Origin of the sequence: Pseudomonas sp. NPDC087814, assembly GCF_044742865.1 — a bacterium.
Lineage (GTDB): Bacteria > Pseudomonadota > Gammaproteobacteria > Pseudomonadales > Pseudomonadaceae > Aquipseudomonas.
The window spans coordinates 69,533-92,702 of sequence record NZ_JBIUVK010000004.1 but is presented as its reverse complement, the minus strand read 5'-3'; the positions used below and the strand labels follow the sequence as shown (position 1 = coordinate 92,702).

Genomic DNA, 23,170 nt, shown 5'->3' with positions numbered 1-23,170 from the left:
GCACTCGATTTCACGGGTATTTTATTTTTGTGTGAAACATACCGGCACAGTTTAGAAGTGTACGGGGACAGTTGCCACAATAGTCGAGCGCGGGCGGCAGTGATAGAAAAAACTGTAAGGGTTGCGAACTGAATCGCGGGCATAAAAAACCCGATCATTGATCGGGCTTATGTGGGAGCTGTCGAGCTTCAGCGAGGCTGCGATGCAGGCGCTGCGGTCTCGCAGGTCCACCGAGGCGATCCTGTCGCAGCCTCGCTGGGGCTCGACAGCTCCTACAGGAATCACCCCTCCATCTTGAACAACAGGTTTAGCGAGCAGCGCCCAGCTGGCCTTTTTCGTCGGAGAACACAATTTCTACCCGACGGTTCTGCGCCCTGCCCCGCTCAGACGCGTTGGCTTCGACCGGATACTGATCGCCGTAGCCTTCGACCTGAATGCGTTTTTCGTCGATCCCCAGGTCGCTCAGTACATCCGCAACCGCTTGAGCGCGGTCCCGGGACAGTTTGATATTTTCCTGTTCGCCGCCGGTATTGTCGGTGTAACCCTCGATGCGCACCACGCGCTTGGGGTTCAGTTGCAGGAACTGCACCACTTTGAGCACGGTGCGGTTGGCCGAGTTTTGCAGCTCTGCATCACCCGTATCGAACAGCACGTCACCCAGGGTCATCACCAGCCCGCGATCAGGCTGGACGGTGGTCAGGCTGGATATCTGCGCCTCAATCCATTTGCCCTGTTGCTGAACGCTGGAGAGCTTGGCTTCACGCAGGGCCAGTTGCAGGCGCTGGCGTTCCAGCTCCAGCTTGACCCCACGCTCCTGATTGAGTGCCTGCTCGGTGTGTTCCCGGGCAATCGCGCTGTAGCGCTGGCTCAGGTAGGCGTAATGCGCCACATCGGCGCCGCTGCCCCAGAAGCTGGAGAAACGGTCGGCACGGGCCAGGGACTCACCGGCGCGAATCACGTCCTTGGGTGCGATACGCAGCACATTCGAATCTTCCTTGACCTTCTGGAAGTCAGTGCTGGCCTGTTGCAAGGCGAGGTTACTGTCGGGGTGCGTCGCACAACCACCCAGCGCACTGCCCAGCAATACCACACAGCTCAACCCACGCATCAACGGGCTCATTGGGCGTCTCCCAACTGCAACTGCTTGCGCAGGCGGGTGATGCGGGTGTTGAGCACGTTCAGTTGCTCCTGGCTTTTGCGGGTCAGCACCCGCGCTTCCGCCAGGCGGGCGTCCAGCTCGGCTTCTTCAGCCTGCATGCGGGCGTCCTTGTAGGATTCATCGGCCATGTCGGCACGGGCCTGGGTGAACTTGTCTTCCGCCAGCTTCAGCTCGGGCGAATCGCTGGCAACGGCGCCCACGGCGCTGGCTTGTTCCAGGGCTTGCCGGGTCAGGCGCATCTGTTCATTCGGCGCAGGATCGGCTGCACATCCCGCCAGAGCTACAACGGCGAGGGCCGCGAAAAGAGGTCGAATAGTCACTTAAAATCCCTACTTTGTTGGGGTGCCGACGGGTTGCTGCAACTGCGCTTTCCAGCGCTCAAGATTGCTCTGCAGCGCGGTTTCCGCCAGACCGGACGCGGGCAATTCTGTCATCTTTTTGGCGAGCTGTCCGCGCAACCACGGATCGTTGCAGGCGGAGTTGTGGGAAATGGCCAGGTACAGGCCCGGCTGGTCGATGGGGATTTCCCGCGCCACCAGGTCGTTGCTCATGCCCAGGGTCTGGGCCATGGCCATGCCGGAATAACGTCCGGCGAGTACGTAGTCCACTTCCCCCAGCAGCAGCTTCTGGAACGCCGGGGTCAGGCTGGGCAAGCGTTGCAAGGTCAGTTGCTCGGCGGCCAAGGTTTCAAAGTCGCGGCTCAGGCGCGCCCTTTCCGACACCGCGCCCTTGTGGCCCTGCAGGTCGCTGGCCTGGCTGTAGGCCAGGGAGGAATCCTTGCGGGTCCAGACCAGATAATCGGTTTGCACCAATGCCGGGTGGATGTAGTCGAGGGAGTCCAGGGCGTCGAGGGTCAATGGCGCGTCGGCGAGGATGTCCATGCGCCCGCTGCGCACTTCTTCCAGCGCCAGGGAACGTTTGCCGCCGTACAGCAGGTCGATTTTCACCCCGAGGTCCTTGGCCACTTGCTGCAGCATGTCGGCGGTGGCGCCGATCAAGTGCGTGGGGTCCTGGGGATCACGCCACAGATAAGGTGGTGCGTCCGGGCTGCCGGTGATCACCAGGCGATCACATTTGCCAGCCGCCAGCGACACCGCCGGCAGCAGTGACAGGGCCAGCAGTACAGTCCAGGAACGCAATTCCATGGCAGGGTTCTCCAGTTGAAAAATTACCGGGCAAAAAAAAGCCCGGTCAAAAGACCGGGCTCTTTATAAGTGAAGCGGCTGGATTAGACCAGCTTCTCCAACTCGGGTACGGCTTCGAACAAGTCCGCGACCAGGCCGTAATCAGCCACCTGGAAGATCGGTGCTTCTTCGTCCTTGTTGATCGCAACGATCACCTTGGAGTCTTTCATACCGGCCAAGTGCTGGATCGCGCCGGAGATACCGACGGCGATGTACAGCTGTGGCGCAACGATCTTGCCGGTCTGGCCGACCTGCATGTCGTTCGGTACAAAACCTGCGTCGACGGCTGCGCGGGAAGCGCCGACCGCAGCGCCCAGCTTGTCGGCCAGGGCGTACAGGTGCTTGAAGTTGTCGCCGTTCTGCATGCCGCGGCCGCCGGAAACGACGATCTTGGCAGCGGTCAGTTCCGGACGATCGGACTTGGCCAGCTCTTCGCCAACGAAGCTGGAAGTGCCAGCGTCGTGGGCAGCGGCCACAGCTTCAACCGCAGCCGAACCACCTTCAGCAGCCACCGGGTCGAAACCGGTGGCACGCACGGTGATGACTTTTACCGACGCAGTAGACTGCACGGTAGCGATGGCGTTACCGGCATAGATCGGACGCTTGAAGGTGTCGGCGCTTTCTACCGAAACGATCTCGGAGATCTGGTCAACGTCCAGTTGCGCAGCAACGCGCGGCAGGATGTTTTTGCCATTGGAGGTGGCGGCAGCCAGGATGTGGCTGTAGCCAGCGCCCAGCTCTGCAACCAGCGGCGCAACGTTTTCCGGCAATTGGTGAGCGTAGGCTGCGTTATCGGCAACCAGTACTTTGCTCACGCCAGCGATTTTGGCAGCGGCTTCAGCCACGGCGCCAACGTTTTGGCCGGCGACCAGCACGTGGATATCACCACCGATTTTGGCGGCGGCGGCAACAGTGTTCAGGGTGGCCGGAGCCACGACCTTGTTGTCGTGTTCTGCGATTACCAAGATAGTCATGGTTAGATTACCTTCGCTTCGTTTTTCAGTTTCTCGACCAGTTCAGCCACCGACTTGACCTTGATGCCCGCGCTGCGTGCAGCCGGCGCTTCGACTTTTACGGTCTTGTTGGTGGAGGCGGTGGAAACGCCCAAAGCATCCGGAGTCAGCACTTCGAGAGGCTTCTTCTTGGCTTTCATGATGTTTGGCAGGGACGCGTAGCGCGGCTCGTTCAAACGCAGGTCGGTGGTGACGATGGCCGGCAGTTTCAGGGAAACTGTCTGCGCGCCGCCGTCGATTTCGCGGGTCACGGCAACCTTGTCGCCGCTCACTTCGACTTTCGAGGCGAAGGTGCCCTGGCCGTAACCGGTCAGTGCAGCCAGCATCTGGCCAGTCTGGTTGTTATCGCTGTCGATGGCTTGTTTGCCGAGGATCACCAGCGATGGCTGTTCCTTGTCGACAACGGCTTTCAACAACTTGGCAACGGCCAGGGAAGTCAGCTCTTCAGCGGATTCGACGAGGATGGCGCGATCGGCACCCAGCGCCAGGGCGGTACGCAGCTGCTCTTGAGCAGTGGTCGGACCGATGGAAACGACGACGATTTCAGTCGCAACACCTTTCTCTTTCAGGCGTACGGCTTCTTCCACGGCGATTTCGCAGAAAGGGTTCATCGACATCTTGACGTTAGCGAGGTCGACGCCGGAATTGTCCGCCTTGACGCGAACTTTCACGTTGTAATCGACAACGCGTTTGACAGCTACAAGAACCTTCATGGATTCCTCGTTACTCTCCGGTGAAAAGAAAGTCGCCTAGGCGAACCTGGCGGTTTGATGCTCATCGGCACACAAGGGCACCTCCAAAAACACCGGCAATCGTCGGCGGGGGACCTTGCTCACGGGAGTGATGACCGTTCGTCAGCGGTGACTGAGAGGTCATTCATTATCGTGGCGTGTAAACTGCGCGCCATCGTGGCTCGCGCGTCACCCTTATTTGCCTTCAGCCTGTCTTTCGAGGTGGCCTTGAAACCCACAGTCTGCCTACGGGATGCGCAAAACCGACCGTATATTGACCGGAACGCCTATTCCGGTCAATACGCCAAAATGGTCAGTTATAAGCCGCGTTGCTTTGATTTACCTAGCTTGCGGGCAATTCAAACAAACGTTTGTATTGGACGCTGAGAGTGGTGTAGATATAATGCGCCACCTAGAGAGAAAGGTGGGTCGTCCCTGCCCCTTGCATGAGATTGATGCAGGCATTGTGGGACGGATTACCGAACCTCCACCCATTAGAAAAAAAAGCCGTTGAGCCTTGAGTAGGAGATAGCCTGTGGAACGCGAATACATGGAATTCGACGTGGTCATCGTCGGCGCTGGCCCGGCAGGCCTGTCTGCCGCCTGCCGATTGAAGCAGAAGGCCGCCGAAGCCGGTAAGGAAATCAGCGTCTGCGTGGTCGAAAAAGGCTCCGAAGTCGGCGCTCATATCCTGTCCGGTGCCGTGTTTGAACCCCGTGCCCTGAACGAACTGTTCCCGGACTGGAAAGAACTCGGTGCACCGCTCAACACCCCTGTTGTGCGTGATGACATCTATGTACTGCGCTCCAGCGAAGCTTCCACCAAGGTGCCTGACTTCTTTGTGCCCAAGACCATGCACAACGAAGGCAACTACATTATTTCCCTGGGCAACCTGTGCCGCTGGCTCGCCCAGCAGGCCGAAAACCTGGGTGTGGAAGTGTACCCGGGCTTCGCCGCCCAGGAAGCGCTGTTCGACGAAAACGGCGTGGTGCGCGGGATCATCACCGGTGACCTGGGCGTCGACCGTGAAGGCAACCCGAAAGAAGGCGTCTACACCCCGGGCATGGAACTGCGTGGCAAGTACACGCTGTTCGCCGAAGGTTGCCGTGGCCACATCGGCAAGCAACTGATCCAGCGCTTCAACCTGGACAGCGACGCCGACGCCCAGCACTACGGCATCGGCCTGAAGGAAATCTGGGAAATCGACCCGGCCAAACACCAGCCAGGCCTGGTGGTGCACACCGCCGGTTGGCCGCTGGACATCATGAGCGCGGAGAACACCGGCGGTTCGTTCCTCTATCACCTGGAAAACAACCAGGTGGTCGTCGGCCTGATCGTCGACCTGTCCTACAGCAACACCTTCCTGTCGCCGTTCGACGAGTTCCAGCGCCTCAAGCATCACCCCGTGCTGGCCCAGTACCTGGAAGGCGGCAAACGCATCAGCTACGGCGCCCGCGCCATCTGCAAAGGCGGCCTGAACTCACTGCCGAAAATGGTGTTCAAGGGCGGCGCGCTGATCGGCTGCGACCTGGGCACCCTGAACTTCGCCAAGATCAAGGGCAGCCACACCGCGATGAAGTCCGGCATGCTCGCCGCTGACGCCGTGGCCGATCGCCTGTTCGCCGAATCCGAAGGCGGTGACGAACTGACCGCTTACGTCGACAGCTTCAAGAACAGCTGGCTCTACGAAGAACTGTTCGCCAGCCGAAACTTCGGCCCGGCGATGCACAAGTTCGGCCCGATCATTGGTGCCGGCTTCAACTGGTTCGACCAGAACATCCTCGGCGGCAAAATGCCGTTTACCCTGCACGATACCAAGCCGGACTACGCCTGCCTCAAGCTGGCCAAGGACAGCAAGAAGATCGACTACCCGAAACCCGACGGCAAGCTGAGCTTCGACAAGCTGAGTTCGGTGTTCATCTCCGGTACCAACCACGAAGAAGAACAACCGTGCCACCTGAAGCTGAAAGACCCGAGCATCCCGATCGGCACCAACCTGCCGCTTTACGATGAACCGGCGCAGCGCTACTGCCCGGCCGGCGTGTATGAAGTGATCACCAAGGAAGACGGCGAGAAGCGCTTCCAGATCAACGCCCAGAACTGCGTGCACTGCAAGACCTGTGACATCAAGGACCCTTCGCAGAACATTACGTGGGTGACGCCGGAAGGTGCGGGTGGGCCGACTTACCCGAATATGTAAATCCGCTGCTTGAACAGAAGGCTCCCAAATGGGGGCCTTTTTTGTAGCCCGGAAAAAGACCCATCGACTCGGTCAAATGTGGGAGCGGGCTTGCTCGCGAAAGCGGTGTATCAGTCACAGATGTTTTGGCTGAACCACCGCTTTCGCGAGCAAGCCCGCTCCCACATTTTTGACCGAATTGTGCCCGGGAGAGTTACGCCGCCCGCTCATCCCCAGGGCTGCGCTCGAAGTAGCGCTTGTATTCCCGGCTGAACTGCGACGTGCTCTGATACCCCACACTGTGGGCCGCCTGCGCCACGCCCATGCCCTCCACCAACAGCAACTGTTGTGCCTTGAGCAACCGCAGACGCTTGAGGTACTGCACCGGCGACAACAGCGTGCAGCGCTTGAAGTGTTCGTGGAAGGTCGACGCACTCATGTGCGCATAACCTGCCAATGTCTCGATATTCAGCGGCTCGGCGTAATGGGCATGCAGGTGATTCAACGAAGTCGCCACCCGCGAAAACTGCCCCTGCTGCTCCACCAACGCCCGCAACACATCCGCCTGTGGCCCGCGCAATGCGGTGAACAATAATTCCCGCACCCGCGCCGGGCCCATGATCCGGCTCTCCAGCGGATCGTGCAGGCACTGCAACAGGCGTTCGACACAGCCGCGCATGGCGTCGTCCAGCACCACCGAACTCATCGACTCCAACGTCTGCGCCGCCGGCGGTGGCCCGCTCTGGATCCCCATCGCCATCACCAGCTCACCCAGCACCACCCGATCAATGCCTACCGTCACACCCAACAGCGGTGCATTCGGCATGGCAAAAGTCTCGCATTCGAACGGCACCGGCATCGCCTGGATCAGGTAATGCCCCGCGCCGTACTCCAGGGTACGCGGGCCCAGGTACGCGACCTTGCTGCCCTGGGCGACGATCATCAGGCTCGGTTCATAAATCTGCGGGCCCCGCGCCACGTCGCAACTGGCACGCAATACCTGCACGCCCGGCAGGTTCGTGGGCGAGAACCCATCACGGGGTGTCAGGGGTTCGATCAAGGCAACCAACGCGGCATTGGCATCGACATGGCGGGTCAACAACATGGCAAAAACTTCGCGAAAAAGGGGATGAGACCATCATCGCAGGTCTGGCGCCACAGTGATCCAATCCAGGGGCACTCCCGGACGAATAGGCATGAGACTCGGAGCAATCGCCATGGCCGCACCCAGGCACGGCGCGGAGAATGCGCCACCTCACCTGTTACTGCACCTGCGAGGTTTCTCCATGTACACCGCCATCGGTTATGCCGCTCAATCGGCCACCACTCCCCTCGCCCCCATGTCCTTCGAACGCCGTAGCCCGCGCGTCGATGACGTGGCGATCGAAATTCTCTACTGCGGCGTCTGCCACTCCGACATCCACCAGGCACGCAACGAATGGGGCATCGCCGTGTACCCGCTGATGCCGGGCCACGAGATCGTCGGTAAAGTCACCGCCGTCGGCGCCAGCGTCACCGCGCACAAAGTCGGCGACCTGGTGGGTGTTGGCTGCATGGTCGACTCCTGCCGTCACTGCGACGCCTGCCACGCGGACCTCGAGCAATACTGCCTCGAAGGCCCGACCATGACCTACGCCACCCCGGACCGGGTCGACGGCAGCAACACCATGGGCGGCTACTCCGACAGCATCGTGGTCAGCGAGCACTTCGTGGTGAAGATCCCGGCCAAGCTCGACCTGGCCAGCGCCGCGCCGATCCTCTGCGCCGGCATCACCACTTACTCGCCGCTCAAGCACTACGGCGTGAAGGCTGGCGACAAGGTTGGCGTTCTGGGCATGGGCGGTTTGGGCCATATGGGCATCAAGTTCGCCAAGGCCATGGGCGCGGAAGTGACGCTGTTCACCCGCTCCGCGAGCAAGGCTGAAGAAGGCCGTCGCCAGGGCGCCGACCACGTGATCGTGTCCACCGACGAAGCCCAGATGAAAGCCGCTGCCGGGCATTTCGACTTCCTGCTGGACACCATCCCGGTGCAGCACGACTTGAATCCCTACCTCGACGTACTGCGCTTTGACGGCGTGCACATCCTGGTAGGTTTGATCGAGCCGGTCGACCCGCCCGTCAACGCTGCCAAGCTGGTGCTGGGCCGCAAGGTGCTGGCCGGTTCGTTGATCGGTGGGATTGCCGAAACCCAGGAAGTCCTGGATTTCTGCGCCGAGCACGGCATCACCTGCGACATCGAGATGCTCGACATCCGCCAGATCAACGAAGCCTACACCCGCATGATTGCCGGTGATGTGAAGTACCGCTTCGTGATCGACATGGCGACCCTCAAGGCCTGACCAAGATCGTTCCCACGCTCTGCGTGGGAACGCATGCTGTGACGCTCCGCGTCACCGTTGCGCAGGGCTCAAGTGCTGGACGCGGAGCATCCGAAGCGGCATTCCCACGCGGAGCGTGGGAACGATCACGGCCTGATCAGGCCTTCGCGCCCAACTCCGCTGACAGCCGTGCTGCGACCTGTTTGATCACGGGGATCAGCTCGGCCATTTTCTCCAGCGGCATGTAGGGCACGGTACTGGCGATGCTGATGCCGGCGACGATTCGCCGGCTGGCATCGCGCACCGGTGCCGCGACACAACGGATCGACGGTTCGTTGTCTTCCAGGTCGAACGCATAACCGCCCGCCACGTATTCCTGCATGCGCTGTTCAAACTGCGCCCAGGATTGCTCGGGGTGCTGCGGCCACTGCAGATTCTTCCCGCCCGTCGGCAGGCTGACCTGATACAGGCGCTGCCACTCTTCCACGCTGTCATCCAGCAACAACGCCTTGCCGATCCCGGTGCGCGCCAGCGGCATGCGATGGCCGACGCGCGAGCGCATTTCCGGGCCGTTGCGGCCAGGGTTCTTGTGCAGGTACAGCACGTCGTCGTATTCGCGAATAGCCAGGTGGATGGTATCGCCGGTCAACGCCGACAACTCGTCCAGATACGGCACTGCCAGGCTGACCAAAGGCAGTTCTTCACGGGCCTGGAAACCCAGCTCGATCAATTTGGGGCCCAGCAGATAACCGACTTGCGGCACTACGCGCAGGTAGCGTTCTTCCACCAGGCAACTGGCCAGGCGGTGAGTGGTGCTGCGGGTGGTGCCGATGCGCTTGGCGATTTCCTTCAGATCCCGCGCACCGGCCGCCACTGCCTGCACCACGCCCAGGCCACGAAGCAGGGTTTGAGTGCCGGTGGGCGCGGCTTCTTTGACGGGAGTTTGGGCGTTTTCCTGCATATCGGGCCTATTGGGAAGTACGAAAACGGCGAGCATTATGGCAAATGCGGACCAGCAAAACAGAGGAGATCAAAATGTGGGAGCGGGCTTGCTCGCGAAGGCGGTTTTCCAGTTAATGCATACGCTGACTGACACACCGTTTTCGCGAGCAAGCCCGCTCCCACATTGGTCGTGTGGCGCCCTTTTTATCGTTGTTTCATGCGGTCGATAATCACCGCCAGCAACAGGATCGAGCCGCGAATCACGTATTGGTAGAAGGTGTCGATGTTCTTCAGGTTCATCGCGTTCTCGATGATCGCCAGAATCAGCACCCCGGCAATCACATGCCGGATCATCCCGATCCCGCCGCTCAGCGACACCCCGCCCAGCACGCACGCCGAGATCACCGTCAACTCGAACCCCTGGCCAATCATCGGTTGCCCCGAGGTCATCCGCGACGCCAGGATCACCCCGGCCAACGCGCCGATCACGCCATGCACGGCAAAGATGATGATCTTGGTGCGATCGACATTCACCCCGGCCAACAGCGCCGCTTCCTGGTTGCCACCGATGGCCATGGTGTTGCGCCCGTAGGTGGTGTAGTTCAGCAACCAGCCAAAAAACACAAAGCACAGCACGGTGATGACGATTGGCACCGGCACGCCAAACAGCTGGCCGTTACCAAAGACGAAGAAGTTTTCGTCCATCACGCCGACCGCCTTGCCGTTGGAAAAGATATACGCCAGCCCACGCACGATCTGCATCGTCGCCAGCGTCGTGATCAACGCGTTGATCCGCAGCTTGGCGATCACGATGCCGTTGATCAGTCCCACCACCAGGCCCATGGCCAACGCCGCCGACACGCCGAAGAACACGCTGTCGGTGTCGCGAATCACGATCCCCGCCACCACGCCCGAACAGGCGATCACCGAACCCACCGACAAGTCGAAGTGCCCCGACGCCAGGCAAAACAGCATGGTGCAGGCCGCAATCCCCACAGTGGAAATCGCCAGACCCAGGCCACGCATGTTCAGCGGCGAGAGGAAGTTGTCGATGAAGATGGCGCTGAGCACAAAGATGCTCAAGGCCGCCAGCAGCATGACCCAATCATCGAGAAACTTGCGCTGGTTGAACCCCGGCCAGAAGCTTCTTGCAGTTTTTACCTGTGACATACCCACCTCGTATTCTTCAGTCCCGCGTACGCGGAAGAGCCAGTTGCAGCAGCCGTGCTTCGTCCGCTTGATCGCGGGTCAATTCGCCGGTCAGGGCGCCTTCGCTCATCACCAGGATGCGGTCGGAGATGCCCATCACTTCCATCAGGTCGCTGGACACCACGATCACCGCGATGCCACTGGCCGCCAGGTTATGAATGATCTGGTAGATCTCCGATTTCGCACCGATATCAATGCCGCGGGTCGGCTCGTCCAGCAGCAACACTTTCATCGGCATCGACAACCAGCGGCCGAGAATCGCCTTCTGCTGATTGCCGCCCGACAGGAACAGAATCGGCTGGTCCGCCGACGGCGTGCGCACGTTCAGCGCGCTGATCTGCCGCTGGGCGTTGGTGCGTTCCCAGCCGCCCTGGATCAGCCAGCCGAAGCGCGCATGGTCACGCCGCGCACTGATATTGATGTTCTCCGCAACACTCGCGCGGGGCACGATGCCTTCCTTCTTGCGGTCCTCGGGGCAGAGCAACACCCCCGCCGCAATCGCATCCCGTGGTGTCTTGAACGTCTGCGCCTGGCCATGCAGCACCAGAGTCCCCTGGGTGCTGCGGGACAGCCCGGCGAGCAGGCGCAACAACTCTGTGCGCCCGGCCCCCACCAGGCCGAACAGCCCGAGAATCTCGCCCTTGTTCACCTGCAGGCTCACCGGTTCCTGCAACCCCGGCCCGAGCAAACCTTCGACTCGCAGCGCTTCACCGCAGTGCTCGCGCGGCCTGTAGTCGTAGATATCCTGGATATCGCGCCCGACCATGCAGTTGACCAGTTGGTCGACGTTCAACTGCGTCATGTCCTCGAACGTGCGCACGAAGCGCCCGTCCTTGAACACCGTCACCGCATCGCAGATACGGAACACTTCTTCCATGCGGTGCGACACGTAGAGGATCACCCGGCCTTCATCCCGCAGTCGGGCGATGATCACCATCAGCCGCTCGATCTCACGGGCCGAGAGGCTGCTGGTGGGTTCGTCGAACGCAATCACATGGGCGTTGCGCGACATGGCCTTGGCGATTTCCACCAGTTGCCGCTGGCCGAGGGACAGGCTGCCCAGGCGCATGTTCGGATCGATTTCATCCGCCAGGCCCTTGAGCAGTTCCCGTGCCTTGCGCACCATCGCCCCGCGATTGACCACGCCAAAGCGCGACGGCATATGCCCCAGCAGCAGGTTCTCGGCGACGGTCATTTCCGGCACCAGTTGCAGCTCCTGGTGAATCACTGCGATGCCGCTGGCGATGCTGTCGGCCGCCGACTTGAAACTCACGCTGCGTTCGCCCAACTGCAAGCTGCCGCTGTTGGGCGGATAAAAACCGCCGAGGATTTTCAGCAAGGTCGACTTGCCCGCGCCGTTCTCGCCCATCAGCGCATGCACCGAATGGGGCCGCGCTTCGAAGCTGATCTGCGCCAGGGCCTTCACCCCGGGAAACTCCTTGCCGATGCCGTTGAAGCGCAGGCTCTCTGCAGCGGCGCTGTTCATTTCCACAGACCGATCTTGCTCAACTCTTCCTTGAAGTTGGCGCGGGTGATCAGGGTCACGTTATCCAGTGCGGTGAACTTGGCAGGCTCAGTGCCTTTGGTCACCCACTCGAACATCGAGGTCGCGGTTTTATAGCCGGACGCATCGGGGCTGAGCAGCATCGAGCCGTAGAAACCGGTGTCGGATTTCTTCAGTTCTTCGATGGCGTCGGTGCCGTTGATGCCCACGCCAATCACGTTCGTGGCCTTGAAGCCGGCGCTTTCGGTGGCGCGTACGCCGCCCAGTACGGTGCTGTCGTTCATGCCGCCAATCAGCAGGTTTTTCGCACCGCTGGGCAGTTTCACCAGGGCCGAGTTGGTGGAGTCCATGGCGCCCGGCACGTCGAGGGTTTTCTGCGCGGTGAACAGGATATGGTCAACCGGCAGGCCGGCGGCCTTGAGGCCTTCTACCGAACCGTCGGTGCGTTTCTTGCCGGTTTCCAGCTCGTCGAAGGTATTGATGACGGCGTAGGTGTCCTTCCAGTCCCAGTTGCGATGCTTGGCTTCGGTGGCCATGGCTTCGCCCTGTTTCTGGCCGATCTTGTAGGCGTCCAGGCCGACGTAAGGCACGTCTTCCATGGGCTTGCCCTTGGCGTCGACGAAGCGGTCGTCTACCGCCAGCACTTTGAGGTTATTCAGCTTGGCCTTGGCCATGATCGCAGGGCCCAGGGACACGTCCGGCGGGCAGATCACGAAACCCTTGGCGCCGTTGGCGGCCAGGGTATCGATGGCGGACAGGGTTTTCTCGCCGTCGGGCACGGCGATCTTGATCACGGTGAAACCATGGTCCTTGCCGGCTTTTTCAGCGAAGGCCCATTCGGTCTGGAACCAGGGCTCTTCCGCCTGCTTGACCAGGAAGCCGATCTTTACTTCTTCGGCAGAGGCCAGGCCGCTGAGCGCCATCGTGAGGGCAAGGGTGCCTAGTGTTTTCTTGAGCATGAACCACCTCTTCTTGTTATTTGGAAAAGTTTTAATCGTGGTACATCACCGACCGCCCACCATCGATCATCAGGCAGGTGGCATTGATAAAGGGCGCCTCATCGGTCGCAAGAAACAGTGCCGTCATCGCCACTTCAATCGGCTGGCCGATGCGCTTGGGCGGGTGCAGGTCGAAGGCACGCTGGCGCTCGGCGTGCGGGTCGGCAAAGCCGTTCCAGTAATCGACGTTGAGTTGGGTTTCGATATAGCCCGGCGCGATGGCATTTACGCGGATGCCCTTGGGCGCGTATTCGATGCCCAGCGCGCGGGTCAGCCCGAGCAAGCCGTGCTTGGCCACCGGGTACGGGAAGCAGCCGGGAATGATGTGGCTGGAGTGGGTGGAGGCGATGTTGATGATGTTGCCGATGCCTTGCTCGATCATGTGCGGCAACACGGTACGGCAGCCGTACCAGGCGCCGTCGAGGTCGATGGCGAAGCAGCGGCGCCAGTCTTCGTCGGTCATTTCCAGCGGGTCGCGGAACACGTTGACGCCGGCGCAATTGACCAGCACATCGACGCGGCCAAAGCGTTCGATAGCGACGTCCACCAGGGCGCGCCATTGATCCTTGGAAGTGATGTCGACAGGTTGTGCGTAGATCTCGGCGCCGTGTTCGCGCCAGTGGGCGGCGACCTGCTCGACCTTCTCGCCCTGGATATCACCGATCACCAGGCGCGCCTGCTGAGCCTGGAAGCAGGCGACGATAGCCTCGCCAATGCCTTGGGCGGCACCGGTGATGACCACGACTTTGTTCTTCAGTCGCTCGCCGTAAGTCGGCTCGGGCACCGGAGGTAACGACAACGGTTGTGCCTGCATCGCTTCACCTGTTTTGTTTTTGGTAGTGAGTGCTGATGCGCAAGACTATAAACCCAGAAACCGGAACATCTCAATATATAAATTATCATCCCATATAGTGAGCAAATATATAAAAAAACCGGCTTTAAAAGCCGGTCCTTTATGCACACTTAACCCTGTGCGAAATCCCTGAGGGCGTCGCCTTCCATGCGGTAGCGTACCCACTCTTCCTGGGGCTGGGCACCGATGGATTTGTAGAACGCGATGGCCGGCTCGTTCCAGTCCAGCACGCTCCACTCGAAACGCCCGCAGCCGTTGTCACAGGCGATTTTCGCCAGGTGGCGCAGCAACTTCTTGCCCGCCCCGCCACCGCGTTGCTCGGGGTTGATGTACAGGTCTTCGAGGTACAGGCAGTTGCTGCCCAGCCACGTGGAATAGCTGAAAAAGAACACCGCAAAGCCGATCGGCAAACCGTCGCGCAGGCAGATCAGGCCGTGGGCGGTGGCACCTTCACTGAACAGGCTGCGCTCGATGTCCACCACGCTGGCGATCACTTCGTGCCGGGCTTTTTCATAGTCGGCAAGCTCGGTGATGAAGGTCAGGATCTGCGCAGCATCGCTGGGCACGGCGGGGCGAATCTCGATGGTCATGGGCAGGCCTTGTCAGGGAAAGAGAGCACACATACTAAGGCGCTTTAATGACCGATTGCAGTGCAATTTGATTCGCGGCTAACCTGCAGGCCATCGACCTTTGAGAATCCCCATGCCCTTCACGCCCTTGACCGACCTCGCCGCGACGTTATTGCCTCACGCCCTTGAGCCTTCGGAAGACGGCGCCCACGACCTGTCCCACTTGCAACGGGTGTGGCACAACGTGCGGTCGATCCAGGCAGAGGAAGGTGGCGATCTGGAGGTGCTGCTGGCGGCGGTGCTGCTCCATGACTGCGTCGCGGTGGAGAAGAATTCGCCGTTGCGTTCCAAGGCCTCAACATTGGCGGCGGACAAGGCCGGGCAGATTTTGCAGGGGTTGGCGTGGCAGCCCGAGACGATTGCAGCGGTGACCCACGCCATCGAGACCCACAGCTTTTCGGCGGGCCTGACGCCGGTGACGCTTGAAGCAAAGATTATGCAGGATGCCGACCGTTTGGACTCCCTGGGCATGATCGGCGTGGCCCGCACATTTTACATCGCCGGGCGCATGGGCAGCGGGCTGTATGACCCGGCTGACCCAACGGCGCAGCATCGCGAGTACGACGACAAGCGCTTTTGCCTCGACCATTTCCAGACCAAGCTGCTGCATCTGGCGGGCGGATTTCAGACGCCGACGGGGCAACGCATGGCCCTGGCGCGCCATGAGCGGTTGAAGGGTTTCATGAACCTGTTCATCGAAGAAATAGGCACGCCATACTCCGCTGCGGGCTAACGCAAGCGCCGCGAACCACAGAACAATCCCACGTGCCGTGCATGGTAAAAAGTTGGGCATAAATCCAACAGACGCAAGGCTCCCCCATGCACGCCTCACCTGCGGTCGGCGGAAAACTGTTCGCCCTTTTCTGCCTCGCCAGCTACCTGCTTTCCCTGTCCTATGGCTCGACATTCTTGCTGTCGCTGCTGATCCATTCGCGCGGCGGCAACGAACACGACGCCGGCAGCGTGATCTCCATGGCGATGCTCAGCACCTTTGTGGCGGTGCTGGTTTCCGGGCATCTGGCCGACCTGCTGGGGGCTGCCAGGTCGATCGCCCTGCTCGGCGTATTGCTGGTGGTGGCGTGCCTGGGCTTTGCGCTGGCGCCGGGGTTCGGCGAGGGCTTGATGCTTTTTGGCTTGTCGTTGGGGTTGGGCTGGGGCGTCTTCTATACGCTGGGTCCGATCATCGTCGCGATGCTGGTGGAACCGGCGCAGCGGGCCAAATATTTCGCCCTGCTGTCGGGCAGCATGATGACCGGAATCGGCTCCGGGCCACTGCTGGGGCGGGCGGCAAGTGCCCTGGATTTTTCGCTGACGGCGGCCTTTCATATAGCAGCGCTGGCGAGCCTGGTGGGTGTGCTGATTTTCTGGCGACTGGGTCGCGCGCTGAGTCAACACACCGCGCCGGTGGCGAAGATTTCCTGGTCGGCGACACGCAAGGTGCTGTCGTCCCGGGCGGTGTTCGCGATCATCATGGTGGGCCTCGGCGGTTGCGTGTTTGGCGGGCTGTCGAGTTTCCAGACCAGCTACGCGGCGTTGCACGGGCTGGACTATTCGCTGTTCTTCCTGGGCTTCATGAGTGCGGCGATTACCAGCCGCCTGCTGATCGCCGGCATCGTGGTCAAGCGTGATCCGTATTGGGCGGCGTGTGTGTTGTCCGGGTTGATGCTGGGGTCGATTTTCCTGTTCGGGTTCAGGGTCAGTGGCAACTACAGCTACCTGCTGGCGGCCGTCACCCTGGGCGTGGGTTATGGCCTGACGTATTCGGTGATCAATGGTTTGGCTGCGAACGAGACACCTGCGGGCACCACGTCCCAGGCGTTGCTGCTGTTCAGCCTGGCGTACTTTATCGGGGTGTTCGGTTTCCCGTTGCTGGCGGGCAAGCTCATCGTCGAATACGGCATGCCGACCCTGTTGATAAGTGTACTGGCGGTGGCGCTGCTCAATTGGCTGATCACGGTGGCGCGGTTGATCTGGCGCCGAATCTCGTCACACAAAATCTTACAAGCGACCTAAGACCGTTCGTCGGTATCGAGGCACGAATCACAAACGGGGGCGGACCAATATCAGGTAAGGACATTAATCATATGGAGACACCATCATGACGACTTCCAAATTTGCCGCCCTCGCCCTCACCGGTTTGCTGTCTGCTGTTTCGCTGAGCAGCTTTGCCGCCACCACAGGTTCCAGCACCGGCCCGACCGACCCTGTCGGCAGCCCGCCCAACCCGGCCGCCCAAGAGTCGAAGGACTCGATGGGTACCGGCATGGACACCAACGGCGGCGCCATCATCGACAACAGCAGGGACCCACGCACCCAGGGCGACGACACCAATCGCAACAGCGGTGCGGTGCCCAACGGCAAAATGGGCCCAGGTGCCACTTCGCCCTCGATCAACAAGGGTGACGACTCCAACATCCCCGGCGCGCCAAAACAGCCAGCGCCTTAATGCGCAAGAAAGACGAACACCCAACCATTTCCCAGTGAAGAGGTATGCATGAACGTCGATCACAACCTTGAAAAAGAAGTCCTCACCCGTCTGCTCCACGCTCATCCCAGTGGGTTGGGCAAAGAAGTGCTGGACAACTACCGAGGTGAAAAAGTGGTGGCCAGCGCCTTGGCCACCTTGCAGGACCGCGGGTGGATCAAGGAAGGCCATGTGACCTGCAACGATGCCGGTGAACATTCGCTGAACCTGCCGATCAAGCTCACCGCGTCCGGCGTGGAAGCGGCTCGCAAGCTGGAAAGCGAAGCGGGCCAATAACACACCTTGCCTGGTCTGGCCCTTGTATCTTGTATGAGGGCCAGAAGGAGTATCGCAATGCCTCGTGGAAGCAAAGCCAAATACACCACCGAACAGAAGCGCAAGGCCGCCCATATCGAAGAGAGTTATGAGCACCAGGGCTTGTCGAAAGAAGAAGCCGAGGCGCGGGCCTGGGCCACCGTCAACAAGCAGTCTGGCGGCGGCGAAAAGGCCGGCGGTTCAGGCCAGCGCAAGGCGCCGGCGAAGAAGTCCCAGGACCGGCATGAGTCGGCCAAGCGGGCTGCTGCCAGCCGTGAGGGGCATCCGCGTAACAGCCGGGTTTCGCTGGGTACGCAGACCAAGGAAAGCTTGCTGAGAGAAGCGCGTGCCAAGGACATTCCCGGGCGCTCGACCATGCGCAAGGATGAGTTGATTGAGGCGCTGAAAAAGGCCGGTTAACGCGGAACAAAATGTGGGAGCGGGCTTGCTCGCGAAAGCGGTGTATCAGTGCCAGATTCATTGGCTGAGCCACCGCATTCGCGAGCAAGCCCGCTCCCACATTTTTGGTCGGGTTTTCACCCAAGGAATCAGCGGTGGGCGGCCACCAGTAGCATCATTGGGCGCTCAAGCTCTTCTGCAAGTGCGGGGCGGGCTTTCAGGTCCGCTTCGCTCGGGCCCCACTCGTCGACATGAGTCAGGGTAAACCCCGCCTGGATCAACAGCGTCAGCAACGTGCCCACGGTGCGATGTTGCTTGATCACACCCTCCGCCAGCCAGTTTGTCACCCGTGGTCCTTGCAACTGGTAGCTGTCCACCGGCCAGCTCTTGCGCCCTTGCTCATCAATCAGCCAGCCCGGCTGCCGGGGCGCCATGAAGATCGGATGCTCGATGGAAAATACCAACCGCCCGCCCGGCACCAACGCTTGATGGATACGCGCGAACAGGCCCTTAAGATCAACGATGTAATGAAACGCCAATGAGCTGTAGGCCAGGTCGAAAGCGGCATCCGGAAGGTCGAGTTTTTCCAGGTCGGCGATGGCGTAGGTGATGGCCGACGACGAAGTCATCTCCTTTGCCCGCGCCAGCATTTTTTGCGAGACATCCAGCCCCAGCACCTGCTCGGCGCCCTGCTCCCGGGCCCAGCGACTGAACCAGCCGTAGCCGCAACCCAGGTCTACCACTTTCAATCCCGACATGGGCGGCAGCATGGATTGCAACGCCGGCCACTCCGGCGCGCCGGCGAGGCCTTCTACCGAGCGACCCATTTTGCTGTAGCCCTCGAAGAAAACCTCGGTGTCGTAGATATTCTGGGTCATGACGCTGCTCCGTGCTGAATGGCGACTATTCTGCCGAATCAGCCCTCGCTCAACAACGCATCCACTTCAGCCGTGCCCGGTGAGGTGGCCGGCCCCCAGCGCGTGACCGCCAAGGCCGCCGCCGCGTTCGCGCGACGTGCCGCGACAGCTGGCGCCAAACCATTGGCCAGGCCGGCGATAAACACTCCGGCGTGGGCATCGCCGGCACCGTTGCTGTCCACCGCCTTGACCTTGAATCCCGGCACATGCTCGGCCTGGCCATTACGGCTGATCCAGCAGCCATTCGGTCCATCGCGCACCACCAGCAAGGTTTCGGCGGGCAGGTGCTCGTTGAGCTTGAGCAATGCCCCCGCCAGATCGCTCGCGCCGGTAAAGGCCAGCGCTTCCGGACCGTTGCTGGTCCAGATATCGATACGCGGCAACAGGGCGACCATCAAGGCCGAGTCCGGTGCCTTCACCAGCGGGCCCGGATCGAACACCACCGTGATCTGGCGCGGCAATGCCAGTAGCCAATCGAGCAACGCCTGGGCCTTGCCTTCCAGCAGCAGGCTGTAGCCGCTGACGTACACGTAGTCGTCGTCGCGTGGTACCGCATTGGCCAGGTCTTGCGCGAGCAAGTCACCCTCAGCGCCGATATGGGAAATGAAGGTACGCTCGGTGGTGGCTTCGGTCAGGGACACACACAGGCCTGTGTCCTTGTCGTCGCTGGCGGCCAGGGCCATTTCAATGCCTTCGGCTTGCATTGCCGCACGTGCCAGGTCGCCGAAGCGGCCGGTGCCATGGCGGCCCAGATAGACCACCGGCAAGCCGTTGCGCCGAGCGGCGGCCATCACGTTGAAGCCGCCGCCGGCTTCGAAGCTGGCGGAGTTGGCCAATACATCGCCGCCGGTGGCGGGCAATGTGTCGAGGGACATGACCAGGTCGACGATGACCTGGCCGCTGTGCAGCAATCTAGACATTAGCGCTCTCTACCAAAGCCGGGCGACGATCAGCCGCGCCACCCAGTACCGCATAAATCCCGCCGGCCACCAGGAAGGTGACGATCCAGCCTAGGCCGTTGTGGCCCAGCCACGAATCGGACAGCGGACCGGCGAACCAGATGTTCTCGGCCGTGGTGCCGATGGTGGTGAAGCTGAAGCCCAGCACGATCGCAATCGCCCAGGCGCCGAACGCACGCCATTCAACCCCGCCACGGTACCAGTAGGCGCTGCTTGGCGTTACGTCCAGCAGGTCTTTGGGGCTGTAGTAGTGGCGATGAATCAGGTCGACGACAAAGATCCCGACCCAGGCGGTGATCGGTACCGCCAGCAGCGAGATGAAGGTGATGAACGGGCCGTAGAAACTGTCGGCGATCAGCATGAAGTAGATCGAACCGGCGAAGATCGCGACGATGTCGACGATCACTGCGTGCACGCGCTTGACCTTCAAGCCGAGGGTCAATGTGGTGAGGCCCGCCGAGTACACCGACAGGTTATTCGACAGCAACAGCCCGCCAAACGCGGTGATCAGGTACGGCACCGCCATCCAGGTCGGCAGCATGTCGCGGATCGCGATGATCGGGTCAGTGGCCGACGCCAGGTCATTGTTGCCCACCGACAGCAAGCCGCCGAGGGTGATCAACAGCACCAGCGGAATCCCCGCACCGAATGCCGCGGAGGCCACCAGGCGCACGGCCTTGACGCTGCGGTGCTGGTAGCGCGACATGTCGGCACCGGCGTTGGCCCAGCCGATACCGGTACCGGCGGCCATGGTGCCGACGCCGATGATCATCGCGCTCAACGGCGCAGGCGAGGCGTTGAATACCGCGCTCCAGTCGATGGTGGCGCAGAGGAAGCCGCCCACCAGGATATTCAGTGCGCCGAACACGTAGGTGGCCCACTTCTGGATCACCAGCAAGGTGGCATGGCCCAGGCCCGACACGGCGAGGGTCAGCAGCACGAAGATGCCGATGAACAGCAGGGTCAGTACCGGAGCGCTTTTGGCGGCAACCGGCGAATTGAACAGGATCGAGCACAACGACAACAGCACGAACGCAGCCGTAGTGGTGTTGACGGTTTCCCAGCCGAGGCGCGACATCAGCGACACCAGCGTCGGGCCGATATTGCCGCGTACGCCAAAGATCGCCCGGGACAGGGTCAGGCTCGGTGCACGGCCACGACGGCCGGCGATGGAGATGATGCCGACCACCGCAAACGAACCGGCAGCGCCGAGGATTGCGACGATGATCGCCTGCCAGATCGCCAGGCCGCGAAACGCCACGAGGGTCGCGCCCAGGGGCAAGCCGAGGATGCTGATGTTGGCCGCAAACCAGACCCAGAACAGTTGCAGCGGATGGCCGTTGCACTCGCCTTCCGGGACCGGCTCGATGCCGCGTGTTTCCAATTGCCCGGCGCTTTGGCCGGAAGAGGACGTACTCATGGTGGGGTGCTCCTGATGCCTGTTTTTTTGTGGTTGTGGCAGGTTGGCAAGTTGAATCTGTGTTCCGGTCTTCCTGACTCGACTGGATCAATGTGGGAGCTGGCTTGCCTGCGATAGCGTGGTGTCAGTCGATGATTCATCAACTGATCGACCGCTATCGCAGGCAAGCCAGCTCCCACATGTTTCGATCTGCGGTGCTCAGCGCAGCTCGAGCAGGCCTTGGACCAAGGGTTCCAGGTCCAGGCGGTTAACCTGCTTGACCTGTTCGATCATCGCCTCAGGCCAGCACTGCATCCCCAGGCACGCACCGAGCATCGCGCCGAGAATCGCCGCGATGGTGTCGGTGTCGCCGCCGAGGCTGGCGGCCATGCACAGGGCTTCGATGGCGTTCATTTCACCCACCGCGACTTGCTGCGCGAGGGCAAACGACACGACCACCGATTCCTGGGACGCCACCGAGGTGCCGATCAATTCGTAAAGCAGGTCGGTAAACAGCGCCTTGTCGCCGCTGTCGACACTCAAGGTGCGCGCCCAACTGATGCGGGTGGCGATGCGCCCGCCGGCAATCCAGTGGCCGTGGTTTTCCGCCTGCTGAGCGATCTGCGTGCCGATGTTCAGCGCTTCGCCCAGATCGACGCCGTTGATCCCGGCGGAAACCACCGCCGCCACCGCCGCCGCGCTGGAGATGCCCAGGTTGGTGTTATGGGTGACCTGGCACGCCTGGATCACCGCCTGGATAAACTGCGCCGGGTCGTTGACGTCCGCCGCGATGCCCACCGGGGTGATGCGCATGGCGGCGCCGTTGGTGGTGCCGTAGCGCCCGGACTCTTCCGGGGTATGGCCCGCCAGGATCATGTCGATCGCCCGTTTGGTTGACGGGCCCAGCAAATCCTGGGAGCCCTTGGCGCGCATCACCGCTTCCCAGTCGATCAAACGTTGGGCGAGTTCGGTGGGTTCAATCCTGCCCTGCCCGTCCACCAGCAACTGGCCGACGAGGATCGCCTGTTCGGTGTCATCGGTGATCGAGCCCTTGGGCATGTTCGGCGCGATCGGCTGATCGGCGTCGGCATCTTCCAGGCCGGTGATCGCGCCGAAACGCGCCTTGACCTGCTCGCGGCTCAGGGACTGGGTGGGCATGCCCAACGCATCGCCCAAGGCCAGGCCGTAGAAGGCGCCGAGGGCGCGGGTGGTGGCGGTCATGTCGGTGTTCCAAATTGAAGGTGCAAGCGGAAATGCAGAGGGTCGAGCAGGCTTTCGACGGATTCCATGAAGCGGTCCTGGCGGTCGTAGGTGGTGCGCAGGGCCTTGAGGAACACCGTGCCCACCGGGCGCCCCAGGAGCTGGGCGTCTTCTTCGTTCAGAGGCTCGGCACCGATCCATTGGTTGCCGGTGGCGCCGACATAGCCATAGGCCGCCAGGGTGATGGTCAGGGAATTATCGATCAGGCCGACTTGCGGCAGGCTTTCCAGGCCACCCGAGGCCGGCATCAGCGAGCGCTCCAGGGACACGAACGTGCCGTCGGCAGCGCGACGGCGGCGGTCGAGGGCGATGAATTGGTCGCTGCCGTGACGGCTGAGCAGGTCCGGGCGGGTGACCGCTTCCAGGCGCAGGATTTCGGAGGTCACCACCGCGCCGGTGTCGGCCAGGGCTTGGGCCCAGCCGCTGCGCTGGTCGAGCACCATGCCGTCGAAGGTGACGATGGAGCCGACACCGCTTTGGGTGGCGATGTAGCTGCGGCGCTTGAGTTCGGCCAGGGCTTCACGCAGGGTGCCGCGGCTGACGGAAAACTCTTCGGCCAGTTGGTGCTCGCCCGGCAGCAGGACACCGTCAGCCATCACTCCACCCTCGATACGGCGGATCAGCTCGTCGACGACGCGTTTTTTCTTATCAAATCGGACATGTCTAATCATGTACAAATTGATAACCGAAAGCGCCCGGCTACAGCAAGCGATTTATTTCAGGGAGAGCGAGAAATCA

24 protein-coding genes are annotated in these 23,170 nt (G+C 61.4%); 7 read left to right on the top strand and 17 right to left on the bottom strand.

Translation table 11 applies throughout. From position 1 onward, the window contains the following. Positions 1-307 precede the first annotated feature (307 nt). From ACIOMR_RS05080 to ACIOMR_RS05060, 5 genes are all read right to left on the bottom strand, one after another. Positions 308-1,120 (bottom strand): OmpA family protein, encoded by an 813-nt coding sequence (locus tag ACIOMR_RS05080; protein WP_004371220.1) that lies wholly within the window; start codon positions 1,118-1,120, stop codon positions 308-310. Next, entirely contained in the window at positions 1,117-1,479 is a 363-nt protein-coding gene (locus tag ACIOMR_RS05075) for a DUF4398 domain-containing protein (RefSeq protein ID WP_178902611.1), read from the bottom strand. Before ACIOMR_RS05075 ends, ACIOMR_RS05080 begins: the two co-directional genes overlap by 4 nt. A 9-nt stretch (positions 1,480-1,488) precedes the next feature. Then, positions 1,489-2,304 carry an ABC transporter substrate-binding protein gene (locus tag ACIOMR_RS05070; protein ID WP_177027703.1) on the bottom strand — a complete coding sequence of 272 codons (816 nt, stop codon included), beginning with the start codon at positions 2,302-2,304 and terminating at the stop codon, positions 1,489-1,491. An 83-nt stretch (positions 2,305-2,387) separates the two neighbouring features. Next, positions 2,388-3,317, bottom strand: a complete 930-nt coding sequence (locus ACIOMR_RS05065; RefSeq protein ID WP_004371223.1) for an electron transfer flavoprotein subunit alpha/FixB family protein — start codon at positions 3,315-3,317, stop codon at positions 2,388-2,390. A gap of 2 nt (positions 3,318-3,319) precedes the next feature. Continuing rightward, positions 3,320-4,069 (bottom strand): electron transfer flavoprotein subunit beta/FixA family protein, encoded by a 750-nt coding sequence (locus ACIOMR_RS05060; RefSeq protein ID WP_004371224.1) that lies wholly within the window; start codon positions 4,067-4,069, stop codon positions 3,320-3,322. 553 nt (positions 4,070-4,622) lie between these two features. Here ACIOMR_RS05060 and ACIOMR_RS05055 point away from each other — a divergent pair. Continuing rightward, a complete protein-coding gene (locus ACIOMR_RS05055) occupies positions 4,623-6,287 on the top strand; it encodes an electron transfer flavoprotein-ubiquinone oxidoreductase (protein WP_008434918.1) in 1,665 nt (554 codons plus the stop codon). Positions 6,288-6,480: 193 nt separating this feature from the next. Here ACIOMR_RS05055 and ACIOMR_RS05050 read toward each other — a convergent pair whose 3' ends face one another. Continuing rightward, a complete protein-coding gene (locus ACIOMR_RS05050) occupies positions 6,481-7,371 on the bottom strand; it encodes an AraC family transcriptional regulator (RefSeq protein WP_004371227.1) in 891 nt (296 codons plus the stop codon). Positions 7,372-7,552: 181 nt separating this feature from the next. Between ACIOMR_RS05050 and ACIOMR_RS05045 the strand changes: the two genes are divergently transcribed. Then, the gene (locus tag ACIOMR_RS05045; protein ID WP_177019619.1) at positions 7,553-8,605 is read left to right on the top strand and encodes an NAD(P)-dependent alcohol dehydrogenase; all 1,053 of its coding nucleotides are present in this window, start codon (positions 7,553-7,555) and stop codon (positions 8,603-8,605) included. Positions 8,606-8,741: 136 nt separating this feature from the next. Here ACIOMR_RS05045 and ACIOMR_RS05040 read toward each other — a convergent pair whose 3' ends face one another. From ACIOMR_RS05040 to ACIOMR_RS05015, 6 genes are all read right to left on the bottom strand, one after another. Next, positions 8,742-9,545: an IclR family transcriptional regulator gene (locus ACIOMR_RS05040; RefSeq protein ID WP_004371229.1), complete on the bottom strand. Its 804-nt coding sequence runs from the start codon at positions 9,543-9,545 to the stop codon at positions 8,742-8,744. Between the two features lie 185 nt (positions 9,546-9,730). Next, positions 9,731-10,696: an L-arabinose ABC transporter permease AraH gene (araH, locus tag ACIOMR_RS05035; RefSeq protein ID WP_004371231.1), complete on the bottom strand. Its 966-nt coding sequence runs from the start codon at positions 10,694-10,696 to the stop codon at positions 9,731-9,733. 16 nt (positions 10,697-10,712) lie between these two features. Further along, complete coding sequence (araG, locus tag ACIOMR_RS05030; RefSeq protein WP_004371233.1) at positions 10,713-12,221, bottom strand: L-arabinose ABC transporter ATP-binding protein AraG; 1,509 nt, start codon at positions 12,219-12,221, stop codon at positions 10,713-10,715. Further along, on the bottom strand, positions 12,218-13,198 hold the full coding sequence (locus tag ACIOMR_RS05025; RefSeq protein WP_008434927.1) for a substrate-binding domain-containing protein: 981 nt from the start codon (positions 13,196-13,198) through the stop codon (positions 12,218-12,220). Before ACIOMR_RS05025 ends, araG begins: the two co-directional genes overlap by 4 nt. Before the next feature lie 31 nt (positions 13,199-13,229). Next, positions 13,230-14,051: an SDR family oxidoreductase gene (locus ACIOMR_RS05020; RefSeq protein ID WP_004371237.1), complete on the bottom strand. Its 822-nt coding sequence runs from the start codon at positions 14,049-14,051 to the stop codon at positions 13,230-13,232. 149 nt (positions 14,052-14,200) lie between these two features. Next, entirely contained in the window at positions 14,201-14,680 is a 480-nt protein-coding gene (locus tag ACIOMR_RS05015) for a GNAT family N-acetyltransferase (protein WP_004371239.1), read from the bottom strand. Positions 14,681-14,792: 112 nt separating this feature from the next. Here ACIOMR_RS05015 and ACIOMR_RS05010 point away from each other — a divergent pair, with 112 nt between their 5' ends. The 5 genes from ACIOMR_RS05010 to ACIOMR_RS04990 all read left to right on the top strand — a co-directional run bounded on the left by ACIOMR_RS05010 (position 14,793) and on the right by ACIOMR_RS04990 (position 17,918). Next, the gene (locus tag ACIOMR_RS05010; RefSeq protein WP_004371242.1) at positions 14,793-15,452 is read left to right on the top strand and encodes an HD domain-containing protein; all 660 of its coding nucleotides are present in this window, start codon (positions 14,793-14,795) and stop codon (positions 15,450-15,452) included. Between the two features lie 86 nt (positions 15,453-15,538). After that, positions 15,539-16,732 carry an MFS transporter gene (locus ACIOMR_RS05005; RefSeq protein WP_401192644.1) on the top strand — a complete coding sequence of 398 codons (1,194 nt, stop codon included), beginning with the start codon at positions 15,539-15,541 and terminating at the stop codon, positions 16,730-16,732. Positions 16,733-16,817: 85 nt separating this feature from the next. Beyond that, positions 16,818-17,165: a hypothetical protein gene (locus ACIOMR_RS05000; RefSeq protein ID WP_177008408.1), complete on the top strand. Its 348-nt coding sequence runs from the start codon at positions 16,818-16,820 to the stop codon at positions 17,163-17,165. A gap of 48 nt (positions 17,166-17,213) precedes the next feature. Next, entirely contained in the window at positions 17,214-17,480 is a 267-nt protein-coding gene (locus tag ACIOMR_RS04995) for a hypothetical protein (RefSeq protein WP_004371249.1), read from the top strand. Positions 17,481-17,537: 57 nt separating this feature from the next. After that, the gene (locus tag ACIOMR_RS04990; RefSeq protein ID WP_087692768.1) at positions 17,538-17,918 is read left to right on the top strand and encodes a Rho termination factor N-terminal domain-containing protein; all 381 of its coding nucleotides are present in this window, start codon (positions 17,538-17,540) and stop codon (positions 17,916-17,918) included. 128 nt (positions 17,919-18,046) lie between these two features. On the opposite strand, the gene ACIOMR_RS04985 is transcribed toward ACIOMR_RS04990, so the two are convergent. The 5 genes from ACIOMR_RS04985 to ACIOMR_RS04965 all read right to left on the bottom strand — a co-directional run bounded on the left by ACIOMR_RS04985 (position 18,047) and on the right by ACIOMR_RS04965 (position 23,103). Continuing rightward, complete coding sequence (locus tag ACIOMR_RS04985; RefSeq protein WP_401192640.1) at positions 18,047-18,775, bottom strand: class I SAM-dependent methyltransferase; 729 nt, start codon at positions 18,773-18,775, stop codon at positions 18,047-18,049. Between the two features lie 38 nt (positions 18,776-18,813). After that, positions 18,814-19,734, bottom strand: coding sequence for a PfkB family carbohydrate kinase (locus ACIOMR_RS04980; protein ID WP_177019568.1), 921 nt, complete (start codon positions 19,732-19,734; stop codon positions 18,814-18,816). Beyond that, positions 19,727-21,193, bottom strand: a complete 1,467-nt coding sequence (locus ACIOMR_RS04975) for a cytosine permease (protein ID WP_177067002.1) — start codon at positions 21,191-21,193, stop codon at positions 19,727-19,729. The genes ACIOMR_RS04980 and ACIOMR_RS04975 overlap by 8 nt, the downstream gene beginning before the upstream one ends. A 198-nt stretch (positions 21,194-21,391) precedes the next feature. Next, positions 21,392-22,393, bottom strand: a complete 1,002-nt coding sequence (locus ACIOMR_RS04970) for an ADP-ribosylglycohydrolase family protein (protein WP_004371263.1) — start codon at positions 22,391-22,393, stop codon at positions 21,392-21,394. After that, on the bottom strand, positions 22,390-23,103 hold the full coding sequence (locus tag ACIOMR_RS04965) for a GntR family transcriptional regulator (RefSeq protein ID WP_080673275.1): 714 nt from the start codon (positions 23,101-23,103) through the stop codon (positions 22,390-22,392). The genes ACIOMR_RS04970 and ACIOMR_RS04965 overlap by 4 nt, the downstream gene beginning before the upstream one ends. Positions 23,104-23,170 lie beyond the last annotated feature (67 nt).

Coding starts and splice junctions, on each gene's coding strand:
- araH (WP_004371231.1), bottom strand. CDS start 10,696: ATGTCACAGGTAAAAACTGCAAGAAGCTTCTGGCCGGGGTTCAACCAG.
- ACIOMR_RS05015 (WP_004371239.1), bottom strand. CDS start 14,680: ATGACCATCGAGATTCGCCCCGCCGTGCCCAGCGATGCTGCGCAGATC.
- ACIOMR_RS05080 (WP_004371220.1), bottom strand. CDS start 1,120: ATGAGCCCGTTGATGCGTGGGTTGAGCTGTGTGGTATTGCTGGGCAGT.
- ACIOMR_RS04975 (WP_177067002.1), bottom strand. CDS start 21,193: ATGAGTACGTCCTCTTCCGGCCAAAGCGCCGGGCAATTGGAAACACGC.
- ACIOMR_RS04990 (WP_087692768.1), top strand. CDS start 17,538: ATGCCTCGTGGAAGCAAAGCCAAATACACCACCGAACAGAAGCGCAAG.
- ACIOMR_RS05060 (WP_004371224.1), bottom strand. CDS start 4,069: ATGAAGGTTCTTGTAGCTGTCAAACGCGTTGTCGATTACAACGTGAAA.
- ACIOMR_RS04985 (WP_401192640.1), bottom strand. CDS start 18,775: ATGACCCAGAATATCTACGACACCGAGGTTTTCTTCGAGGGCTACAGC.
- ACIOMR_RS05010 (WP_004371242.1), top strand. CDS start 14,793: ATGCCCTTCACGCCCTTGACCGACCTCGCCGCGACGTTATTGCCTCAC.
- ACIOMR_RS05065 (WP_004371223.1), bottom strand. CDS start 3,317: ATGACTATCTTGGTAATCGCAGAACACGACAACAAGGTCGTGGCTCCG.
- ACIOMR_RS04970 (WP_004371263.1), bottom strand. CDS start 22,393: ATGACCGCCACCACCCGCGCCCTCGGCGCCTTCTACGGCCTGGCCTTG.
- ACIOMR_RS05000 (WP_177008408.1), top strand. CDS start 16,818: ATGACGACTTCCAAATTTGCCGCCCTCGCCCTCACCGGTTTGCTGTCT.
- ACIOMR_RS04965 (WP_080673275.1), bottom strand. CDS start 23,103: ATGATTAGACATGTCCGATTTGATAAGAAAAAACGCGTCGTCGACGAG.
- ACIOMR_RS05040 (WP_004371229.1), bottom strand. CDS start 9,545: ATGCAGGAAAACGCCCAAACTCCCGTCAAAGAAGCCGCGCCCACCGGC.
- ACIOMR_RS04995 (WP_004371249.1), top strand. CDS start 17,214: ATGAACGTCGATCACAACCTTGAAAAAGAAGTCCTCACCCGTCTGCTC.
- ACIOMR_RS04980 (WP_177019568.1), bottom strand. CDS start 19,734: ATGTCTAGATTGCTGCACAGCGGCCAGGTCATCGTCGACCTGGTCATG.
- ACIOMR_RS05020 (WP_004371237.1), bottom strand. CDS start 14,051: ATGCAGGCACAACCGTTGTCGTTACCTCCGGTGCCCGAGCCGACTTAC.
- ACIOMR_RS05045 (WP_177019619.1), top strand. CDS start 7,553: ATGTACACCGCCATCGGTTATGCCGCTCAATCGGCCACCACTCCCCTC.
- ACIOMR_RS05050 (WP_004371227.1), bottom strand. CDS start 7,371: ATGTTGTTGACCCGCCATGTCGATGCCAATGCCGCGTTGGTTGCCTTG.
- ACIOMR_RS05005 (WP_401192644.1), top strand. CDS start 15,539: ATGCACGCCTCACCTGCGGTCGGCGGAAAACTGTTCGCCCTTTTCTGC.
- ACIOMR_RS05025 (WP_008434927.1), bottom strand. CDS start 13,198: ATGCTCAAGAAAACACTAGGCACCCTTGCCCTCACGATGGCGCTCAGC.
- ACIOMR_RS05070 (WP_177027703.1), bottom strand. CDS start 2,304: ATGGAATTGCGTTCCTGGACTGTACTGCTGGCCCTGTCACTGCTGCCG.
- araG (WP_004371233.1), bottom strand. CDS start 12,221: ATGAACAGCGCCGCTGCAGAGAGCCTGCGCTTCAACGGCATCGGCAAG.